Below are 19,089 nucleotides of genomic sequence, written 5' to 3' on the forward strand. Positions count from 1 at the left end.
ATCAATATCTTATTTCATTAAATTTTAAAAAATCTCTTAATTTTTCATATTCGCCATTTTCCAAATAGCGATGTTTTCCTGCCTTTAACATACCAAGATCTAAAGCCCCAAAAGCAACACGCTTAAGATCCATAACCTCAAGATCAAAATGCCCAAAAAAGCGTCTAAGCTCTCTATTTTTACCTTCATTTATAACCACTCTAAGCTTAGTATAACCTCCACTTGATCCAAAAATTTCAAAGTCAATAAAAGGAGCAAAACTCATAGAGGTAATTTTGGTTTTTGCGTGTGCACCTTTTTTTTCATTTTTAATCTCAAGTCCATTTTGCATGGCTTCGATGACTTGTTTGCTCACCGTGCCTTTAACTTTAAGGTAGTATTCTCTTTCTAAATCGCTATGCATTAAAGCATCAGCAATCACAGGAGAATCTGTAAGCAAAAGTAAGCCTTCACTTGCATAATCCAGCCTACCTACGCTAAGCCAAGTACTAAATTGTCTTGGCAAGGTATCATATATAGTTTTTCTTCCACGATCGTCTTTTTTACTGACAATTTCACCTTTTTGTTTATGGTAGATTATCACGCTAAATTGCGTTCTTTTTTGCACTCTTTTACCCTTAACAAAGACTTTATCATCAAATTTAACCTCATCGCTTAAAAGGGCAATTTTATTGTTTATTTTTATTAAGCCTTGTTTGATAAGCTCATCAGCTTCACGACGTGAATAGCAGGTATTATGGGATATAAATTTATTAATTCTCATTTGATCTTCCTTAAAAAGGGCGTTTTTGCCCTTTTTTACATTACAAAAATAGTTGGAACTATGGTTGGGTATTTTTTAATCTTTCTAAAAATATGCTTTCTTAAAACTTGGCGGATTTGATTTTCTAAAAATCTTGGATCATTGAGTACTTCATCTTTAACATTGATGAAAAACTGTCCTAAAACTTCAGCCATATCTTTGCTAAAAGCATGATCGTGTTTGTCAGCTACTAACCCATAGCTAAATACTCTTGGTTTGTTGATCAGTGTTTTTGTGGCTTTGTCAATTTGTGCGATAATAACCACTATACCACTATCTGCAAGTTTTTGGCGATCTATAACTACATCATCGGCGATTTGTTTGTTGATTTGATTATCCACAAAAACTTTACCTATTTTTACGGTTTTTATGCGTTTGACATATTTTTGACAAAGTTCTACTTGATCGCCATCACTCATAAGATAAATATTTCTTTCGGGGATACCGCACTTCATCGCTGTTTCTTTGTGCTTGGTGATGTGATTGTATTCTCCATGAACTGGTAAGAAAAATTTAGGTTTGGTAAGGGTTAGCATAAGTTTTTGCTCTTCTATACTAGCGTGTCCGCTTACATGAATTTCACTAAATTCTTGATACGCTACTTTAGCTCCTGCTTTTAAAAGATAGTCAAGCACCGCAGAAACACTTGCTTCATTTCCTGGTATGGCTTTAGCTGAAATGATTACTTGATCTGTAGGTTTGATTTTTATAAATTTATGCTCATCTGTTGCCATTCTATAAAGCGCACTCATGGTTTCGCCTTGACTTCCTGTGGTTACAATAAGCACTTCATTGTCTTTATATTTACTTACTTCATCAGCATCGATGAAAATTTTTCTATCAAGTTTGATGTAGCCTAATTCCATAGTGGTATAAAGATTTCTTTCCATAGAACGACCGATGACACAAACTTTTCTGCCGTATTTTAAACCATAAGTGATAGCTTGATAAACGCGGTGGATATTAGAACTAAAAGTACTCATGATCACTCTGCCCTTAGTGCGTGCAAAAATTTGATCAAAAGTTGGTCCTACGGAGCTTTCACTTTTTGTATAGCCTTCTTTATAGGAATTTGTACTATCGCTTAAAAGACATAAAACCCCTTCTTCCCCATAATGTGCCAAACGCCCTAAGTCTGTTGGATAGCCATCGATTGGGGTTTGATCGATTTTAAAATCACCTGTATGGATAATAGTTCCTGCTTTTGTTTTGATCGCAAGTGCTGAAGCATCAATAATAGAATGCGTGATATGGATCCATTCTATATCAAATTCGCCTATCTCATAAACACGGCGTTTTTCTACAGGGCGAAACCATTTGCGTTCTGCTTTTAAGCCATGTTCTTCAAATTTGTTTGAAATCATCCCTAAAGCCAAAGGCGTAGCGTAGATAGGAAATTGAAATTCTTTAAAGAAATAAGGCACCGCACCGATATGATCTTCGTGTGCATGGGTAATCACTATACCACGAATTTTATCTTTAATTTTTCTTACATAATCAAAATCAGGGATGATAATATCTACCCCATGCATAGTTCCATCAGGAAAACTCATGCCTATATCTATTATGATTGCATCTTTATTGGTTTCAAAAACGCTAATATTTCCACCGATTTCTCCTAAGCCTCCTAAAGGAGTAATGCGGATTTTATGTTCGCTAGAATTATTATATTTTAAAGGGTGTAAGCGGTTTTCATGTGAAACACGGTTAGCTTCTATACATTCTGCAAGAGCGATTTGCCAATCTTCATTGCCTGTGAGTTTTGAAGGAAGATTGCGATTTTTCTTCTTTTTTTTCTCAGTTTTATTTTCTGAGTTTTCAGAATTTTCCTTGTTAGAAATTTGATCGATTTTTGGAGTATCGTTTTCATTTTGCAAAGAATCGGCTAATTTTTTTCTGCGATTTTTATATTTATAGCGTTTATTGTTTTTTGAATTTGAGTTCGGATTTTGTTCGTTTTTATTTATCTCTTTGTTTTCGTCCATATTCATCCTTTAATTTGTCATAAATTTTAAGGTATGAATTAACGCAAATTTCATGTGGTCTGATGTTTTCTTTTAAGCCAAGAATGCTTAAAACTTCTAAAACTTTTACTTTATATGTTTTTAAATTTCCTAAGAGTTGTTTTCTAGGAGCTTTAAAACAGTCTTTTAGAAAATTTTTGAAATTTTCTATTTCACAAAATTCATCAAAATCCTTAGTTTTAATCAAACTCATTACCGCTGATATAACTTTTGGCGGCGGATTAAAACATTGTGGATCAACATCAAAAAGTATTTTTCTTTCGCAAATCATTGCACTTAAAACGCCTAAGGAAGAAAACTCACTATTTCCTTCCTTAGCGCAGAATTTTTCAGCCATTTCTTTTTGCACCATTACAATAAGCCCTAGACAATTTTTATCTTCTAAAGCTCTTAATATAATGTGACTTGCAACATAATAAGGCAAATTTGCAACCAAAAAATATGGTTTTTCATCAAGACTAGAATTAAAAGCTTCGCTTGCGTCTTGATGGATCAAGTTAAATTTTCCACATTCAAGTTCTTTTTGAAATTTCTTTTTTAAAATAGGTATGAGATCATTATCGATTTCATAAGCTTTTACTTGAGAAATTTTTAAAAGTTCTTGCGTTAAATCACCTAAGCCAGGCCCAATCTCAATGATATTGTTCATCTCTTTGGGTATGGCTTGGATGATTTTTGCTAATACGCTTTTATCGATTAAAAAATTTTGTCCGTATTGTTTTTTTGCTTTAACCATAAGAAATAATTTTATCTAAAAATTCTTAATTAAGTCTTTTTAGGTAGAATTATTTTTTATAAAATTTCATAAGGAACAAAATGATTGTTTGTGCGGGTGGAAATGAAAATTTTTCTTTTGCAAAAGCTATAGGTATAGGTTTGGTTGAATCAGCTTTTCATTTGGGTCAACTTTGCTTAAAAGAAAAACCATCAAAACTCATATTTATAGGAACTTGTGGGCTTTATGATAAGGGGGAAATTTTAGAAATTTATAGAAGTTCATATGCTTTTAATGTAGAATTTTCTAAAATTTCACATGCTTTTTATACTCCTGCAAAATATGAAATTTGCTTAGAAAAAGAAAATGTTTCTCGTGAAACAATCAAAATCAATTCTTCAAATTATATTTGTCAAAATTCAAAAGCAGCAAAAGAATTTTCAAAATTAGGTTTTTTTGCAGAAAATATGGAAGCCTTTTCTATTTTGAGCGTAGCTAAAAATTTAAATATTGATGCAGAGTGTATTTTGTGTGCAACAAATTTTTGCAATGAAAACGCTCACGAAGATTTTATAAAAAATCATCAAAAGGCAAAAGAAAAATTAGAAGAATACTTAAAAAAATATTATTATATTTAAAAATTCAAAAAGGAAAATAATTTTGAAAGAGCTTGTTAATATTTTAGATTTTTTACCTGAAGAATTAGGAGAAAAAATCAAACCGATGTTTCGCGTGAAACAAATTTATCAATGGATTTATCAAAAATACGCCAATAATTTTTCCGATATGTCAAGTTTACCAAAAGATCTACGTTTAGAACTTGCACAAAATTTTCATTTCTCTCCTGTAAAATGCGTTAAAAATGAGCAAAGTAAAGATGGAAGTATAAAATATCTTTTTGAACTCGTTGATGGTTTAAGGATAGAAAGTGTGCTTTTGCCTATGAAAGAAGAAAAAATAGACGCGGAAGGCAAAAGAATTTCTCATGCGAGATATACTATCTGTGTTTCTTCTCAAGTGGGTTGTAAAAGTGGCTGTAGTTTTTGTCTTACTGCCAAGGGTGGTTTGAAAAGAAATTTAAGTGCAGGGGAGATAGTCGGACAAATTTTATGGATCAAAAAACAAAACAATATCCCTTACGAACGCCGTGTAAATATAGTATATATGGGTATGGGTGAGCCTTTGGATAATCTTAAAAATGTTTCTAAAGCGGTAAAAATTTTATCACAAAATGATGGACTTGCCATAAGCCCACGCCGTCAAACCATCAGTACTAGTGGTTTGGCAAAACAAATCAAAGAATTAGGTCAAATGAATTTAGGTGTTTTACTTGCTATATCGTTGCATGCAGTTAATGATGAGCTTCGAACTGAGCTTATGCCTATCAATAAAGCTTATAATATCGCTGCGATTATGGATGCGGTGCGTGAATTTCCCATAGATCAAAGAAAAAGAGTGATGTTTGAATATCTTTTAATTGATGGTATTAATGATAAGCTTGAACACGCTAAAGAATTAGTCAAGCTTTTAAATGGTATTAAAGCTAAAGTAAATTTAATACTCTTTAATCCACATGAAGGAAGTTTATATAAACGCCCTAGTTTAGAAAACGCGATTAAATTTCAAGATTTACTCAGCAATAAAGGTGTAACTTGCACCATAAGAGAAAGTAAAGGGCTTGACATTTCAGCTGCTTGTGGACAGCTTAAAGAAAGGGCAAAAGAACAATGACAATGTTAGATATTTTCGAAATCATTTTTATAACAGCTGTTGTGATTATAGGTTTTGGTGGAATTGTTTTTGTAGTAACAAAAGAAAAAAAATAATTCTTACACTTAATGGTGTCAAGGGGGAGACTTGAACTCCCGACCTCCGGCTTATGAGACCAGCGCTCTAACCAGCTGAGCTACCCTGACTAAAATAAAAATATAATTATACTACTTTTTACTAAAAATTTTCTGATTTTTTTTAAAAAATAATTTTATTTTCAATATTTACAAAATTTCTTTATTTTTAAAGCTTTTATTAGATATAATAAATACTTTATTTCATAGACAGGTGTCCGAGCGGTTGAAGGAGCACGCCTGGAACGCGTGTAAAGTGCAAGCTTTCGAGGGTTCGAATCCCTTCCTGTCTGCCATTCTTATTTTTAATATTTAAAATATTATTGTTCTGTCAAAAGTTATTTTATTGTTTATAAATTCTTAAATTTTTGATAAAATATTAAAAATTTTATTTATTAGGTTTTTTATAATGCTACAATCAAGACTTTTAATGAATTTAAAAGGAATAGGAATATCTTTTATACCAAGATATTTTTTTCAAATAAATTTAGATAAAATTTTTAATGATATTTTAAAATACAATATTAAAGACTTAGAAGAAATACAAACTCGAGTTAAATATTATAATCAAATAAATGAATTTTTTACACCTACAGCAAAGAAAAATAGGAAAATTTCCTTTTAAAGACATCTTATGCTTTTGATGCTTATGAAATCAGTAAATACTTTAAAGATGAATTTTTATGGAATAAAGAATTTGGCGATGTAAGACATACTTTTAAAGAAGCAACTATTTGCAAATCGAGATCTTTGGAAAATAATATAAATAATATTTTATTAAAACTTGACAAAAATAGGCATTTTTGCTTTTTAAAAGATAACATAAACTATGAAAATAAAAAGGATATAGCAATATTTAGAGGAGCAGTATATCAAAAACATAGAAAAGAATTTTTTGATTCTTATTTTGGTAGAACTTTTTGCAATATAGGAGATACTTCAAAACAACCTAGCCAATGGAAAAAAAACTTTTTAAACAAAAAAGAACAAATGAAGTATAAATTTATAATTTCTTTAGAGGGTAACGATGTAGCAAGCAACTTAAAATGGGCTATGAATTCTAATTCTTTAGTTTTAGCTCCAAAAATAACTTGCGAAACTTGGTTTATGGAAGGAACTCTAAAACCAAATTATCACTTTGCTTTGATTGATAATGAGAATTTGTCAGCAGTAATTGAATATTTTAAAAGTCGCCCAAAAGATGCATTGGAAATTATTAATAATGCTCATCAATATATTAAGAAATTTTTAGATAAGAAAAAAGAATTCCATATAGGAATTTTGGTTTTGACCAAATATTTTTATTATTCTAGACAGCTTGAACTTAGCAAAAAAAGAGATATTTTAGAATTAATCAAATAGTAAAATTACTCTCATTAATTCTCTAATTTTTCATAAAAATAAATCTTTTTATACATATATTACATCATAAATTAAAAATTTGATTTTAGTTTTCAGCCAAAAACAAGTAATATTGCGATAAAATCTCAGACTTATAAAGGGGCATTAGCTCAGCTGGGAGAGCACAACGCTGGCAGCGTTGGGGTCAGCGGTTCGAACCCGCTATGCTCCACCATATGGTTCCGTAGCTCAGCTGGTAGAGCACTACCTTGACATGGTAGTGGCCGTTGGTTCAAGTCCAATCGGAGCCACCATCACCCTTCCTTATACAAAGGATTATTATGCAAAACACTATCATACAAAAAGCCGTCCATAAAGATTTAAATTCTATACTTGAAATCACAAAAGATGCTTTAAATGCTATGAAAGCTATGAATTTTCACCAATGGGATGAGAATTATCCCAATGAAATAGTTTTTCAAGAAGACATACAAGCACAAGAACTTTATGTGTTTAAAGAAAATGATGAAATTTTAGGCTTTATCTGTATCAATGAAAAATTTGAACCTGAATTTTACAAACAAGTTATTTTTAACAAAAATTATGATGATAAAGCCTTTTATCTACACCGTTTAGCCGTCAAACAAAATGCAAAAGGCAAAGGCGTGGCACAAAAACTTTTAAATTTTTGCGAAAATTTTGCCTTGGAAAATCACAAGGCAAGTTTAAGAGCAGATACTCATAGTAAAAATTTTCCTATGAATTCGCTTTTTAAAAAGCTTGATTTTAATTTTTGTGGAAACTTTGACATACCTAATTACCAAGATCCTTTTTTAGCTTATGAAAAAATTCTAAACCAAAAAGCTTTTTGAGTTTTTTTCATAGGCTTTGATTTGTGCTTCATGTTTTAAAGTCAAAGCTATATTATCAAGTCCTTCCAAAAGACAAATTTTGTGAAAATCATCTAAATCAAAAGAAAAAATCTTATCTTTAAAAAATACTCTTTTTTCCAACAAAGAAATTTCTATATTTTTATCTTGGGATTTTTTTAACTCATCAACTATTTCCAAAACCTCATCTTTAGCAAGTTCTATGGTAAGTAAACCATTTCCTAAGGCATTGTTTTTAAAAATATCCGCAAAAGAAGGTGCGATAATAGCTCTAATACCATAATCAACCAAAGCCCAAGGCGCATGCTCTCTTGAAGAGCCACTACCAAAATTTTCAAAACTCACCAAACATAAACATCATCTAAATTATAAATATTTTCATCGTAGTCTAAATTTTCAAGGCAAGTTTTTATCGCCATAACCACTTCTTCTAAATCGCATTTTCCACATCACGCAAAGTGGTATCAAAGATTATGATTTTATTATCTTTCATGATTTAATCCTTTAAAACCAAATAGACTAAATGAATAAAATTTCAAAAACTTAACAACAATGATAAAAAATTAAAAATGTAAAAAATGATTAAAAATAAAATTGAGTTTTAAAGTGAGAGTTGCAGTAGCAGATTAAAAGTATTGTCTTTACTTTTTTATTGGACTGGATTTGAAATTTTACAAATTTGCTTCATCTTTTCCTCCTTTGTTAAAACTAATCCTTGATGTATCATATTTTTAGTAAATGTATTTGTAAAATTCTTAAATTAAGAAAATTATTGATATAATTGTAATTTTAAGTAACAAAAAGGATGTTGATGTTAAAAGAACTCTTAGAGATTAAAAAAGAAATGGAACCTGTTATTCACGAAGCCAATGTAAAATTAAATATGCTAGCCCGTGAAGTCATAGTCCGAAAAAAAGAATACGAAATTTATGGCCCTATGGTAGATCGTGTTTATCTTGATAATGCCATTTATGTTAAAGTTATGTCAAGTGGACGCGATGTAAAAACAGACAATGTAGCTATAAAAAATGGTTTTTACATGGTTTTTGTAGCCCCTGAAAAAGAAAGTACAAAAGACATCAAAAACAAACTCAAAGTAGCTTATGAGGGGCTTGATAACAAATTTATCGCTACACTCATACGATCTTGCCAACGCTTTAAAGAAATCATAAATAAAACCCAAGCCACACTCGCTAAAGCTTCTAAAATGAATGTAGTAGTAAAAACAAATTTAGGCGAAGCAAGTGCTGCACTTAAATTTAACATCAATATAGAATACACTAGAGACACTCAAAAACTCACTCGCGAAAATTCAAAATCAGCAGGAAGCTTTAGAGATACTAAAACTTATATAAATCTTATAGTAGAAAAAAATACAGATTCTCAAATTTGTGAAAAATTACTTGATGATGTTGAAAAATACTTTATTGGTGGAGGTTGATTTCATTAATGCAAGTTATAAAAACTTGCATTAGATTAAAATTTATAATTATATCCTAAATACACACCATAATTTGTTTGTTTAGGATCGTAAAAGTTTGAACCCACTTGATTTTGATAAAAATTTCTAGAATTATAATGAATTTGCTCTGCTTTAAAGCCTAATTCTATTTCATTATGTGGTGTCAAATCATATAAAGCACCTATTTTCGCTCCATAAAAATAACCGTCAAAATTTTGCGACAAAGATAAAAAGCTTGTTTTTAAGGTAAGATCTGTTCTTGCATATCCTCCATACACACCTAAAACAGCTCTGGTTTTTTCAAAAAGCTTAGGAGTAAAATCATAACCTGTTAAAAATTTATGTGTAGTAAAATCACCTTCGATTTGAATTCTAGGAGTTTTGATAAAATCACTAAATTCATCAGAATAATTATAACCAGCATAAATTCTATGATTTTCATTTAAACGATATCCAAGTTTTAGACCAAACGATGGTATATTACCTGAAATATCTCCATTAAAATTTTGCTTTGTATTCTTATGTTTTAACTCACTTTTTACTTGAGCATGCATCCAAGCTGCATCAGCACCTATAAAAAAACCGGAATTCTCATCTGCTAAAGCCAAATTTGAAAACAAAGTAGCACTTGCGACAATGCTTAATAATTTTTTATTCATAACCTAACTCCTTATAATAAAATTCGATCTAAAAAATTTAGATCTTTTTATATTATATATTCTTCAAAGATTAAATAAGAATTTTTTATAAAATATTTAATCTTTACATAAAAATATGTGAATATTTTACTCAAATATTATTTTGAAACAACTATATCACTACGACATTCTATCACCGTATGCACATTTCCACGCGGGTTAAAATCCCCTACAACTTTAATCCATTTTGGTTTTAATTTATCTTTTAAAGTATTATAAATTTCATTGATACTTGCTTCATGTGAAACATTTCTATACATAAAAGTATTAATATAAAGCTTTATCGCCTTAAGCTCAACCACAAATTTATCAGGCATATATTCAAGATAAATCGTCGCAAAGTCAGGATAACCCGAACGCGGACAAGTACACATAAATTCAGGCAAAGTAATTTTAATGATATAGTCATTTTTCGCATCATTTGGCCAAATTTCCATATTTTCTACATCAAATTCTTTGATTTCTTTTTCACCATAACGCATAGATTTTCCTTAAAAATTTAAATTTCGAGCAAAAATTATAACAAAATAAGTTTTTAAAACGATTATGATACAGATAAGAAAATGCAATTTTATTGCAACTCACCCCTAGCAAGAGTGAGTTAGCAATAAATTGAAGGCAGTTCAAGCCTAAGCCTAGTATTACAAGACTACCAAGATAGGCTTGTAAAGCAAGGCTTGCCCCCTTTAAGGGAGCAAAAAACAATATTTTATAGAATGCTAAGCTTAAATTATTGTTTAAGCTGGATCAAGGTTTGAAGCATTTGATCACTGGTTGAAATGGTTTTTGAGTTTGCTTGATAACCCCTTTGGATAATGATAAGTTCTGTTAAAGAACGGCTCAAATCCACATTTGACATTTCAAGAGCTGAGGTTTTCATCTCACCACGACCCCCTGTTCCTGCTTCACCTACTACGATATTACCACTATTTGCAGTAACTTTGAAAAGGTTTCCGCCGATTTCCTCAAGACCTGAGTTATTAGCCACTGAAGCCATAGCGATTTTTGCCACTGCAAAGGTTTTACCATTGGTAAATTCGCCTAAGATATTTCCTTTATCATCAACGCGGATAGCATCAGGTTTTAAGTTACCCGAAGTATAACCATCGGTTGCTTGTCCTGTTAGAGTTGAAGCAGAGTTTGAGCTTACAAGACCGTCATTGCTTCCGCTTGTTCCAAAAGAAAGTTTGATTTGTTGATTTGGCGCAGCACCATTGTTTGGTGAAAAGCTTATAGTTTTTGGTGTATAGCTTGCCAAAGATCCATCGTTGTTAAATCTTGCACTACCCACGATGATGTTCGTAGGACCTTCTCCTGTAGTGTTGATCTCTGCAGGTTCTGGCACACGGATGATCATTTGCCATTCATTGCCCCCATCTTGAGTGGTGCTTTGTTTTACAAATTGCACTTCTAAAGTATGTTTTGAACCTAAAGAATCATAAATTTCAAGCCCTGCTGAAAAAGATGAAAGTTTAAGCTGTTCGCTTTCTTTGATCGATCCACCCGTTACTAAAGGACCATCCCAGGCTTTAAAGATAGCTGTAAAAGCATCATTAGTGCTTACTGTGCCTTCTTTATTAGAATAAGCAGTGATATTAAAACTCATATTTTTAGCTGCTACATTTTGAGCATTGCCATTATTAACGCCTGCACCTGAAGGTATGGTGGAGTCTTCATTTGCATTAGATATAGCAAAATGTCCGCTTGAATTTACTACAACTTTGACATTTTGATTGATATCATTCATATCTACTGTTGCTCCATCACCTTTACCACTACCATTATAGTCTACACCATATCTAGCATCTCTTTGCAAAAGTTCTCTTAAATCTTCAGTCGTTCTAAATACTCTTGCATCAGTATTTAAAAGTCCACCATGCAAAGCATCCCAGTAGTTTGCAGAAGCAGGATCTGTAGGTTTTTGATTATTATTAGCAACATAACTTGGACCCCCATCAGGATTATACATAGGAGGTAAATCCACAGGATTTGAACTGTAAATATACTTATGAGCAGTAATAACTTTTACATTTTCACCTCCTGTTTTTCCATTATTATCACCAGATATCCAAGCAGAATTAGTCTTAGCAGTATTCATTTGTGCTACTTCAAATTTCTTTTGTCCTTGATTATAAGTTACATTTTGAATTTCACCCGCACTATTATTAGAATTTACAGTAAGATCAATATTTTTCATATTATCTGTAGTGCCATCAGCATTATCATTGACAAATTCTATGCCTGAGCCATCTGATTTTTTAACCGCTTTTACTCCTGTTCCTTCTCTAGTATCAGTTGGAGCGGTGAAAGTATTAATATAAGCTATGGCATCATCAAGACTTTGAATATCAGCATTAAAAATATTTACACCATTTAAAGTTATATCTAAAGTTACTTTATTGTCCTTATCACCCCAAAAAATTACTGGGTTTTGAGTTGACGTATTGTTAGGATCAAATACTTTTTGTCCTCCTGTATTTGTAGTGTATTTTGCATCTGCGTATGAAACCCAAATTCCTTGTCCATCTCTTAGATTTAGCCCTGTTCCTTTTGCATTAAATAAAGCTCCTGCATCTACGCCTTTTTCTGTTACTTCAACCGAATTTTTAGAAGTAGTATAAAACTGAGTGGTTCCTGTATCGTTTTCATCTTCAGCTTTGTTGGTTTTAGTATTATAGCCATGAACTGAGTCAAGTCCATATAAATTCGTGCTTGAAGTTCCTATATTTAAACCACTATTTAAATTTGCTTTGATAGCTACTTCGGTTGATTTTGCTGCAGGGATATGCATGCCTGGATCGATGAAAATGTTTTGTGGAGTTCTTGAGCTATCTATGGTTTGATCATCCCAGTTGATATTCCAACCTTGAACCACATAACCAGCATTGTTTACGAAATTCCCATAAGCATCAAGTTTAAAGTCTCCACTTCTTGTAAGATAGTTTGTAAGACCGCCATCATCACTCACCATGAAAAAACCATCACCATTGATAGCAACGTCAGTGTTTTTATCTGTAGTTTGAACTGAACCTTGAGAGTGAATTCTTGTAGTAGAACTTACTGAAACGCCAAGACCGATTTGAAGTGGGTTTTGTCCACCTCTTCCATCAGTTGGAGTTGTAGCGATTTTTACTGTTTGGCTAAACATAGTTCCAAAATCTGCACGAGAGTATTTAAAACCAGTGGTATTAACATTTGAAATGTTATTACCTTCAACATCCATCGCAACTTGATGTGCTTGTAGTCCGCTTACGCCAGACCAAAGTGATCTCATCATCTTAAATCCTTTATAAAATATTGCTTTAAAAATTTAACGCTTTGGCTTTAAAAACTTTTGCGTTTATGTGAAGTTTTACAAGCAAGTTCTGTTCCAACTTTTGAAATTTTTTATGAATTTTTTAAAAATTTATAGAAAAAATTTAAAGGTATTTTAGGAGTTTATGGAGCTTTGGACTTTTGTGTAATGAAAATTACCAAAATCATACCCTAACTCTTAAATTTGCCGCATGGGTTAAAGCCACTGCTATAGCATCTGTGATATCTAAAGGCTTGATATCTTTGCTAAGTCCTAAAAGTCTTTTTACCATAAAAGCAACTTGTTCTTTGGTTGCTTTGGCTTTTCCTGTGACGGCTTTTTTCACTTGTAAGGGAGTGTATTCTGCAAAGTCTCCATGAATTTGAAGAATTTTTAAAGATAGAGCTCCGCGAAATTGTGCGAGTTTTAAAACAGTTTTTGGATTGTAAGCAAAAAAGATATCTTCTATAGCCACCTCATCAAAAGAATGATTTTTAAAAATCAAATCCAAACCCTCGCAAAGCTCTGTGATTTGATACTGTAAAGTACTTGGCTTTATCTTTATAAGCCCTGCTTCTATGAGAATGTTTTTTCCTTTGCTGGCTTCTATGATAGCATAACCGCAATTTTTTGAACCTGGATCTATACCTAAAATTTTCAAATTCATACCTTTTGAAAATAAAATACAAAAGCGGATTTTAACCTTTTTTTATGAAATTTAAGATAAAATTTATACATTATGCAAAATTTAAAGAGAGATTATGAATCCAAGCCAAATACTTGAAAATTTAAAAAAAGAATTAAGCGAAAACGAATACGAAAACTATCTATCAAATTTAAAATTCAACGAAAAGCAAAGCAAAGCAGATCTTTTGGTTTTTAATGCTCCAAATGAACTCATGGCTAAATTCATACAAACAAAGTACGGCAAAAAAATCGCACATTTTTATGAAGTGCAAAGCGGAAATAAAGCCATCATAAACATACAAGCACAAAGTACTAAACAAAGCAACAAAAGCACAAAAATCGACATAGCTCATATAAAGGCACAAAGCACGATTTTAAATCCTTCTTTTACTTTTGAAAGTTTTGTTGTGGGGGATTCTAACAAATACGCTTATGGAGCATGTAAAGCCGTAGCGCATAAAGACAAACTTGGAAAACTTTATAATCCAATCTTTGTTTATGGGCCTACAGGACTTGGAAAAACACATTTACTTCAAGCAGTTGGAAATGCAAGTTTAGAAATGGGAAAAAAAGTCATTTACGCTACAAGTGAAAATTTTATCAATGATTTTACTTCAAATTTAAAAAATGGCTCTTTAGATAAATTTCATGAAAAGTATAGAAACTGCGATGTTTTGCTTATAGATGATGTGCAGTTTTTAGGAAAAACCGATAAAATTCAAGAAGAATTTTTCTTTATATTTAATGAAATCAAAAACAACGATGGACAAATCATCATGACTTCAGACAATCCACCCAACATGCTAAAAGGCATAACCGAACGCTTAAAAAGTCGTTTTGCACATGGGATCATAGCTGATATAACTCCACCTCAACTAGATACAAAAATAGCCATCATAAGAAAAAAATGTGAATTTAATGATATCAATCTTTCTAATGATATCATAAACTATATCGCCACTTCTTTAGGAGATAATATAAGAGAAATCGAAGGTATCATCATAAGTTTAAATGCTTATGCAACCATACTAGGACAAGAAATCACACTCGAACTTGCCAAAAGTGTGATGAAAGATCATATCAAAGAAAAGAAAGAAAATATCACCATAGATGATATTTTATCTTTAGTATGTAAAGAATTTAACATCAAACCAAGCGATGTGAAATCCAATAAAAAAACTCAAAATATAGTCACAGCAAGACGCATTGTGATTTACCTAGCTAGGACACTTACAGCTTTAACTATGCCACAACTTGCGAATTATTTTGAAATGAAAGATCATACAGCTATTTCACATAATGTTAAAAAAATCACAGAAATGATAGAAAATGATGCTTCTTTAAAAGCAAAAATCGAAGAACTTAAAAACAAAATTCTTGTTAAAAGTCAAAGTTAAGTGAAAGGATGTGAAAAAATAAATTCTAGAGTGTGAAAAAAAGAAATTAAGCAAAGTATGATAAAATACAAATTTGATTATTTTGCTTTGAAGAATTTCACAATTTCAACAAGCTTATTATTACAACGAATTTAAATTAAAATAAACCAAGGAGAAAAAATGAAGTTAAGTATCAATAAAAATACTTTAGAATCTGCAGTGATTTTATGTAATGCTTATGTAGAAAAAAAAGACTCAAGCACCATTACTTCTCATCTTTTTTTTCATGCTGATGAAGACAAACTTCTTATTAGAGCTAGTGATTATGAAATAGGTATCAACTATAAAATAAAAAAAATCCGCGTAGAATCAAGTGGTTTTGCTACTGCAAATGCAAAAAGTATTGCAGATGTTATTAAAAGCTTAAATAATGAAGAAGTTGTTTTAGAAACTATTGATAATTTCTTATTTATAAGACAAAAAAGTACAAAATACAAACTTCCTATGTTTAATCACGAAGATTTTCCAAATTTTCCAAATACAGAAGGAAAAAACCAATTTGACATTGATTCAAGTGATTTAAGCCGTTCTCTTAAAAAGATATTACCAAGTATTGATACAAACAACCCAAAATACTCCTTAAATGGTGCATTTTTAGATATAAAAACAGATAAAATTAACTTCGTAGGAACTGATACAAAACGCCTTGCAATCTATACTTTAGAAAAAGCAAATAATCAAGAATTCAGTTTTAGTATCCCTAAAAAAGCTATCATGGAAATGCAAAAACTTTTCTATGAAAAAATAGAAATTTTTTATGATCAAAATATGCTTATCGCTAAAAATGAAAACTTTGAATTCTTTACAAAACTTATTAACGATAAATTTCCAGATTATGAAAAAGTTATACCAAAAACTTTCAAACAAGAACTTAGCTTTTCAACTGAAGATTTTATAGATAGTCTTAAAAAAATCAGCGTTGTAACTGAAAAAATGAAACTTCATTTTAACAAAGATAAAATCATCTTTGAAGGTATAAGTTTAGACAATATGGAAGCAAAAACAGAACTTGAAATTCAAACAGGAGTGAGTGAAGAATTTAATCTTACTATAAAAATCAAATATTTACTTGACTTCTTAACTTCTATAGAAGAAGAAAAATTCACTTTAAGTGTAAATGAACCTAATTCAGCATTTATAGTCAAATCCCAAGGACTATCAATGATTATCATGCCTATGGTTTTATAATAAGAACAAGTAAAAGATAAAGGAAAAATATGCAAGAAAATTACGGTGCGAGTAATATTAAAGTCCTAAAAGGCCTAGAAGCTGTTAGAAAACGCCCAGGTATGTATATAGGAGATACAAACATAGGCGGACTTCATCATATGATTTATGAAGTTGTGGATAATTCTATCGATGAAGCTATGGCAGGACATTGTGATACTATAGATGTAGAAATCACTACTGAAGGAAGCTGTATAGTTAGTGATAATGGTCGTGGTATTCCTGTTGATATGCACCCAACTGAAAATATGCCAACTTTAACCGTTGTTTTAACTGTCCTTCATGCAGGGGGAAAATTCGATAAAGATACTTATAAAGTTTCAGGTGGTTTGCACGGTGTTGGGGTTTCAGTTGTAAATGCACTCTCTAAAAAACTTGTAGCTACAGTTGAAAGAAATGGAGAAATTTATCGTCAAGAATTTTCAGAAGGTAAAGTTATCAGTGAATTTGGTGTGATAGGAAAAAGTAAAAAGACAGGAACAACTATAGAATTTTGGCCTGATGATCAAATTTTTGAAGTGACTGAATTTGATTATGAAATTTTGGCTAAAAGATTTCGTGAACTTGCATACTTAAATCCAAAAATCACTATAAATTTTAAAGATAACCGCGTAGGCAAACATGAAAGTTTTCACTTTGAAGGTGGAATTTCTCAGTTTGTTACAGACTTAAATAAAAAAGAAGCTTTAACTAAAGCAATTTTCTTTAGCGTAGATGAAGAAGATATGAATGTTGAAGTAGCTTTGCTTTACAATGATACTTATAGCGAAAATTTACTCTCTTTTGTAAATAATATCAAAACTCCAGATGGTGGAACACATGAAGCTGGTTTTAGAATGGGCTTAACTCGTGTGATAAGTAACTATATAGAAGCAAATGCAAGTGCTAGAGAAAAAGATAATAAAATCACGGGTGAAGATGTGCGTGAAGGTTTAATCGCTGTTGTGAGTGTAAAGGTGCCTGAACCACAATTTGAAGGACAAACCAAAGGAAAACTTGGTTCAACTTATGTGCGTCCTATAGTTTCAAAAGCAAGTTTTGAGTATTTGACTAAATATTTTGAAGAAAATCCTATCGAAGCTAAAGCTATAATGAACAAAGCTTTAATGGCTGCTCGTGGTAGAGAAGCAGCGAAAAAAGCCAGAGAATTAACGCGTAAAAAAGAAAGTTTAAGCGTAGGAACTTTACCAGGGAAATTAGCTGATTGTCAAAGTAAAGATCCAAGTGAAAGTGAAATTTATCTTGTGGAAGGGGATTCTGCAGGAGGTTCTGCAAAACAAGGTAGAGAAAGATCTTTCCAAGCTATACTGCCTTTGCGTGGTAAAATTTTAAATGTTGAAAAAGCAAGACTAGATAAAATTTTAAAATCTGAGCAAATTCAAAATATGATTACCGCTTTTGGCTGTGGTATAGGTGAAGATTTTGATCTTTCAAAACTTAGATATCATAAAATCATCATCATGACAGATGCGGATGTTGATGGATCTCATATACAAACCTTGCTTTTAACTTTCTTCTTCCGTTTTATGAATGAACTTGTAACAAATGGACATATTTATCTAGCACAACCACCTTTATATCTTTATAAAAAAGCTAAAAAGCAAATTTATTTAAAAGATGAAAAAGCTTTGAGCGAATACCTGATAGAAACGGGAATAGAAGGTTTAAACTATGAAGGTATAGGAATGAATGATTTAAAAGATTATTTAAAAATCGTTGCAGCTTATCGTGCGATTTTAAAAGATCTTGAAAAGCGTTTTAATGTGATTTCTGTGATACGCTATATGATAGAAAATTCAAATTTAGTTAAAGGAAATAATGAAGAATTATTTAGTGTAATCAAACAATTTTTAGAAACACAAGGACACAATATCTTAAATCATTATATCAACGAAAATGAAATTCGAGCTTTCGTTCAAACTCAAAATGGCTTAGAAGAACTTGTGATCAATGAAGAACTTTTCACTCATCCACTATATGAAGAAGCAAGTTATATTTTTGATAAGATTAAAGATAGAGGCTTGGAATTTGATAAAGATATTTTAGAAGTTCTTGAAGATGTTGAAACCAATGCTAAAAAAGGTGCTACTATACAACGCTATAAAGGTTTAGGGGAAATGAATCCTGAGCAACTTTGGGAAACCACAATGGATCCAAGCGTAAGAAGACTTTTAAAAATCACTATTGAAGATGCACAAAGTGCAAATGATACCTTTAATCTCTTTATGGGTGATGAGGTTGAACCAAGACGCGATTATATCCAAGCACACGCTAAAGATGTAAAACATTTGGATGTGTAAATTTATCATTGAAGAAATGATTTCTTCAATGAGTTTTGTTTTGTAAGAGTATAGCTAGAGGAATTCTTCTTCTTGTATCGTATTTTTCTCCATAATATTTTTCAAGATAATTTAAAATTTTTTCTTCATCTTCAGGTTCTATTTCCCAAAGTCCTTCACTATCTTGCATCCATCTTATAGCTGCTAACCAAGCTTTTCTACTTGCGTGCATATTGGTAATGAGATTGGATCCATGACAAGCTAAACAATTTGCTTCCACTAAAGGTGAATCAGGATCGATAATCAATCCTGTATCAGGGTTAATTTCAAGATTTTGAGCCCAACTTGCACTTAAAAACAATGCTAAGATCAATATAATTTTTTTCATA

17 protein-coding genes, 4 tRNA genes and 1 pseudogene are annotated in these 19,089 nt (G+C 31.3%); 12 read left to right on the forward strand and 10 right to left on the reverse strand.

Annotated features, from left to right (window positions below; translation table 11 throughout):
- Position 1 precedes the first annotated feature (1 nt).
- From AJ888_RS00280 to rsmA, 3 genes are read right to left on the reverse strand one after another with little or no spacing between them, the layout of a single operon-like run.
- Positions 2–763, reverse strand: coding sequence for a pseudouridine synthase (locus tag AJ888_RS00280; RefSeq protein ID WP_002860834.1), 762 nt, complete (start codon positions 761–763; stop codon positions 2–4).
- A gap of 35 nt (positions 764–798) precedes the next feature.
- Positions 799–2,793, reverse strand: coding sequence for a ribonuclease J (locus tag AJ888_RS00285; RefSeq protein WP_079396328.1), 1,995 nt, complete (start codon positions 2,791–2,793; stop codon positions 799–801).
- Positions 2,762–3,562 carry a 16S rRNA (adenine(1518)-N(6)/adenine(1519)-N(6))-dimethyltransferase RsmA gene (rsmA, locus tag AJ888_RS00290; protein WP_002860836.1) on the reverse strand — a complete coding sequence of 267 codons (801 nt, stop codon included), beginning with the start codon at positions 3,560–3,562 and terminating at the stop codon, positions 2,762–2,764. The genes AJ888_RS00285 and rsmA overlap by 32 nt, the downstream gene beginning before the upstream one ends.
- An 80-nt stretch (positions 3,563–3,642) precedes the next feature.
- Here rsmA and AJ888_RS00295 point away from each other — a divergent pair, with 80 nt between their 5' ends.
- From AJ888_RS00295 to AJ888_RS00305, 3 genes are read left to right on the forward strand one after another with little or no spacing between them, the layout of a single operon-like run.
- Positions 3,643–4,179, forward strand: a complete 537-nt coding sequence (locus tag AJ888_RS00295; protein ID WP_002860837.1) for a hypothetical protein — start codon at positions 3,643–3,645, stop codon at positions 4,177–4,179.
- A gap of 22 nt (positions 4,180–4,201) precedes the next feature.
- Entirely contained in the window at positions 4,202–5,272 is a 1,071-nt protein-coding gene (gene rlmN, locus AJ888_RS00300) for a 23S rRNA (adenine(2503)-C(2))-methyltransferase RlmN (RefSeq protein ID WP_002860838.1), read from the forward strand.
- Positions 5,269–5,367 (forward strand): hypothetical protein, encoded by a 99-nt coding sequence (locus AJ888_RS00305; protein WP_002867513.1) that lies wholly within the window; start codon positions 5,269–5,271, stop codon positions 5,365–5,367. Before rlmN ends, AJ888_RS00305 begins: the two co-directional genes overlap by 4 nt.
- Positions 5,368–5,380: 13 nt before the next feature.
- On the opposite strand, the gene AJ888_RS00310 is transcribed toward AJ888_RS00305, so the two are convergent.
- A tRNA-Met gene (locus AJ888_RS00310) sits at positions 5,381–5,457 on the reverse strand.
- A 136-nt stretch (positions 5,458–5,593) separates the two neighbouring features.
- Between AJ888_RS00310 and AJ888_RS00315 the strand changes: the two genes are divergently transcribed.
- The 5 genes from AJ888_RS00315 to AJ888_RS00340 all read left to right on the forward strand — a co-directional run bounded on the left by AJ888_RS00315 (position 5,594) and on the right by AJ888_RS00340 (position 7,598).
- A tRNA-Ser gene (locus AJ888_RS00315) sits at positions 5,594–5,681 on the forward strand.
- A gap of 454 nt (positions 5,682–6,135) precedes the next feature.
- Positions 6,136–6,747: a glycosyl transferase family 90 gene (locus AJ888_RS09300; RefSeq protein ID WP_002860840.1), complete on the forward strand. Its 612-nt coding sequence runs from the start codon at positions 6,136–6,138 to the stop codon at positions 6,745–6,747.
- A 138-nt stretch (positions 6,748–6,885) separates the two neighbouring features.
- Positions 6,886–6,961, forward strand: a tRNA-Ala gene (locus AJ888_RS00330).
- A 3-nt stretch (positions 6,962–6,964) separates the two neighbouring features.
- A tRNA-Val gene (locus AJ888_RS00335) sits at positions 6,965–7,040 on the forward strand.
- A gap of 27 nt (positions 7,041–7,067) precedes the next feature.
- Positions 7,068–7,598, forward strand: a complete 531-nt coding sequence (locus AJ888_RS00340; protein ID WP_002870451.1) for a GNAT family N-acetyltransferase — start codon at positions 7,068–7,070, stop codon at positions 7,596–7,598.
- Here the strand turns inward: AJ888_RS00340 and leuD are convergent.
- Positions 7,578–7,964: pseudogene (gene leuD / locus AJ888_RS00345) on the reverse strand (3-isopropylmalate dehydratase small subunit); the annotation flags it as partial. The gene AJ888_RS00340 and the pseudogene leuD overlap by 21 nt on opposite strands.
- Positions 7,965–8,427: 463 nt before the next feature.
- Here leuD and AJ888_RS00350 point away from each other — a divergent pair.
- Complete coding sequence (locus AJ888_RS00350; protein WP_002860843.1) at positions 8,428–9,057, forward strand: hypothetical protein; 630 nt, start codon at positions 8,428–8,430, stop codon at positions 9,055–9,057.
- 35 nt (positions 9,058–9,092) lie between these two features.
- Here AJ888_RS00350 and AJ888_RS00355 read toward each other — a convergent pair whose 3' ends face one another.
- The 4 genes from AJ888_RS00355 to ruvC form a co-directional block, all read right to left on the reverse strand.
- Positions 9,093–9,737 (reverse strand): outer membrane beta-barrel protein, encoded by a 645-nt coding sequence (locus AJ888_RS00355; RefSeq protein ID WP_002860844.1) that lies wholly within the window; start codon positions 9,735–9,737, stop codon positions 9,093–9,095.
- 137 nt (positions 9,738–9,874) lie between these two features.
- Positions 9,875–10,258 (reverse strand): preQ(1) synthase, encoded by a 384-nt coding sequence (queF, locus tag AJ888_RS00360; protein WP_002860845.1) that lies wholly within the window; start codon positions 10,256–10,258, stop codon positions 9,875–9,877.
- A gap of 248 nt (positions 10,259–10,506) precedes the next feature.
- Complete coding sequence (gene flgE, locus AJ888_RS00370; RefSeq protein ID WP_002860846.1) at positions 10,507–13,053, reverse strand: flagellar hook protein FlgE; 2,547 nt, start codon at positions 13,051–13,053, stop codon at positions 10,507–10,509.
- A 202-nt stretch (positions 13,054–13,255) separates the two neighbouring features.
- Positions 13,256–13,738 carry a crossover junction endodeoxyribonuclease RuvC gene (ruvC, locus tag AJ888_RS00375; protein WP_079264225.1) on the reverse strand — a complete coding sequence of 161 codons (483 nt, stop codon included), beginning with the start codon at positions 13,736–13,738 and terminating at the stop codon, positions 13,256–13,258.
- 94 nt (positions 13,739–13,832) lie between these two features.
- Between ruvC and dnaA the strand changes: the two genes are divergently transcribed.
- From dnaA to gyrB, 3 genes are all read left to right on the forward strand, one after another.
- Positions 13,833–15,155, forward strand: a complete 1,323-nt coding sequence (gene dnaA / locus AJ888_RS00380; protein WP_002860848.1) for a chromosomal replication initiator protein DnaA — start codon at positions 13,833–13,835, stop codon at positions 15,153–15,155.
- Between the two features lie 159 nt (positions 15,156–15,314).
- Positions 15,315–16,382 (forward strand): DNA polymerase III subunit beta, encoded by a 1,068-nt coding sequence (dnaN, locus tag AJ888_RS00385; protein ID WP_002860849.1) that lies wholly within the window; start codon positions 15,315–15,317, stop codon positions 16,380–16,382.
- Between the two features lie 29 nt (positions 16,383–16,411).
- The gene (gene gyrB, locus AJ888_RS00390; protein ID WP_002860850.1) at positions 16,412–18,721 is read left to right on the forward strand and encodes a DNA topoisomerase (ATP-hydrolyzing) subunit B; all 2,310 of its coding nucleotides are present in this window, start codon (positions 16,412–16,414) and stop codon (positions 18,719–18,721) included.
- Between the two features lie 25 nt (positions 18,722–18,746).
- Here the strand turns inward: gyrB and AJ888_RS00395 are convergent, their stop codons facing one another.
- Positions 18,747–19,088 (reverse strand): monoheme cytochrome C, encoded by a 342-nt coding sequence (locus tag AJ888_RS00395; protein WP_002853099.1) that lies wholly within the window; start codon positions 19,086–19,088, stop codon positions 18,747–18,749.
- Between the last annotated feature and the right edge of the window lies 1 nt (position 19,089).

The sequence above is a fragment of the Campylobacter sp. BCW_6467 genome (genome assembly GCF_001762855.1).
GTDB lineage: Bacteria > Campylobacterota > Campylobacteria > Campylobacterales > Campylobacteraceae > Campylobacter_D > Campylobacter_D jejuni.

Excerpts from the sequence above, each read along its gene's own strand:
- AJ888_RS00280 (WP_002860834.1), bottom strand. The coding sequence starts at position 763 with ATGAGAATTAATAAATTTATATCCCATAATACCTGCTATTCACGTCGT.
- AJ888_RS00285 (WP_079396328.1), bottom strand. The coding sequence starts at position 2,793 with ATGAATATGGACGAAAACAAAGAGATAAATAAAAACGAACAAAATCCG.
- rsmA (WP_002860836.1), bottom strand. The coding sequence starts at position 3,562 with ATGGTTAAAGCAAAAAAACAATACGGACAAAATTTTTTAATCGATAAA.
- AJ888_RS00295 (WP_002860837.1), top strand. The coding sequence starts at position 3,643 with ATGATTGTTTGTGCGGGTGGAAATGAAAATTTTTCTTTTGCAAAAGCT.
- AJ888_RS00305 (WP_002867513.1), top strand. The coding sequence starts at position 5,269 with ATGACAATGTTAGATATTTTCGAAATCATTTTTATAACAGCTGTTGTG.
- AJ888_RS00340 (WP_002870451.1), top strand. The coding sequence starts at position 7,068 with ATGCAAAACACTATCATACAAAAAGCCGTCCATAAAGATTTAAATTCT.
- AJ888_RS00350 (WP_002860843.1), top strand. The coding sequence starts at position 8,428 with ATGTTAAAAGAACTCTTAGAGATTAAAAAAGAAATGGAACCTGTTATT.
- AJ888_RS00355 (WP_002860844.1), bottom strand. The coding sequence starts at position 9,737 with ATGAATAAAAAATTATTAAGCATTGTCGCAAGTGCTACTTTGTTTTCA.
- queF (WP_002860845.1), bottom strand. The coding sequence starts at position 10,258 with ATGCGTTATGGTGAAAAAGAAATCAAAGAATTTGATGTAGAAAATATG.
- flgE (WP_002860846.1), bottom strand. The coding sequence starts at position 13,053 with ATGATGAGATCACTTTGGTCTGGCGTAAGCGGACTACAAGCACATCAA.
- ruvC (WP_079264225.1), bottom strand. The coding sequence starts at position 13,738 with ATGAATTTGAAAATTTTAGGTATAGATCCAGGTTCAAAAAATTGCGGT.
- dnaA (WP_002860848.1), top strand. The coding sequence starts at position 13,833 with ATGAATCCAAGCCAAATACTTGAAAATTTAAAAAAAGAATTAAGCGAA.
- dnaN (WP_002860849.1), top strand. The coding sequence starts at position 15,315 with ATGAAGTTAAGTATCAATAAAAATACTTTAGAATCTGCAGTGATTTTA.
- gyrB (WP_002860850.1), top strand. The coding sequence starts at position 16,412 with ATGCAAGAAAATTACGGTGCGAGTAATATTAAAGTCCTAAAAGGCCTA.
- AJ888_RS00395 (WP_002853099.1), bottom strand. The coding sequence starts at position 19,088 with ATGAAAAAAATTATATTGATCTTAGCATTGTTTTTAAGTGCAAGTTGG.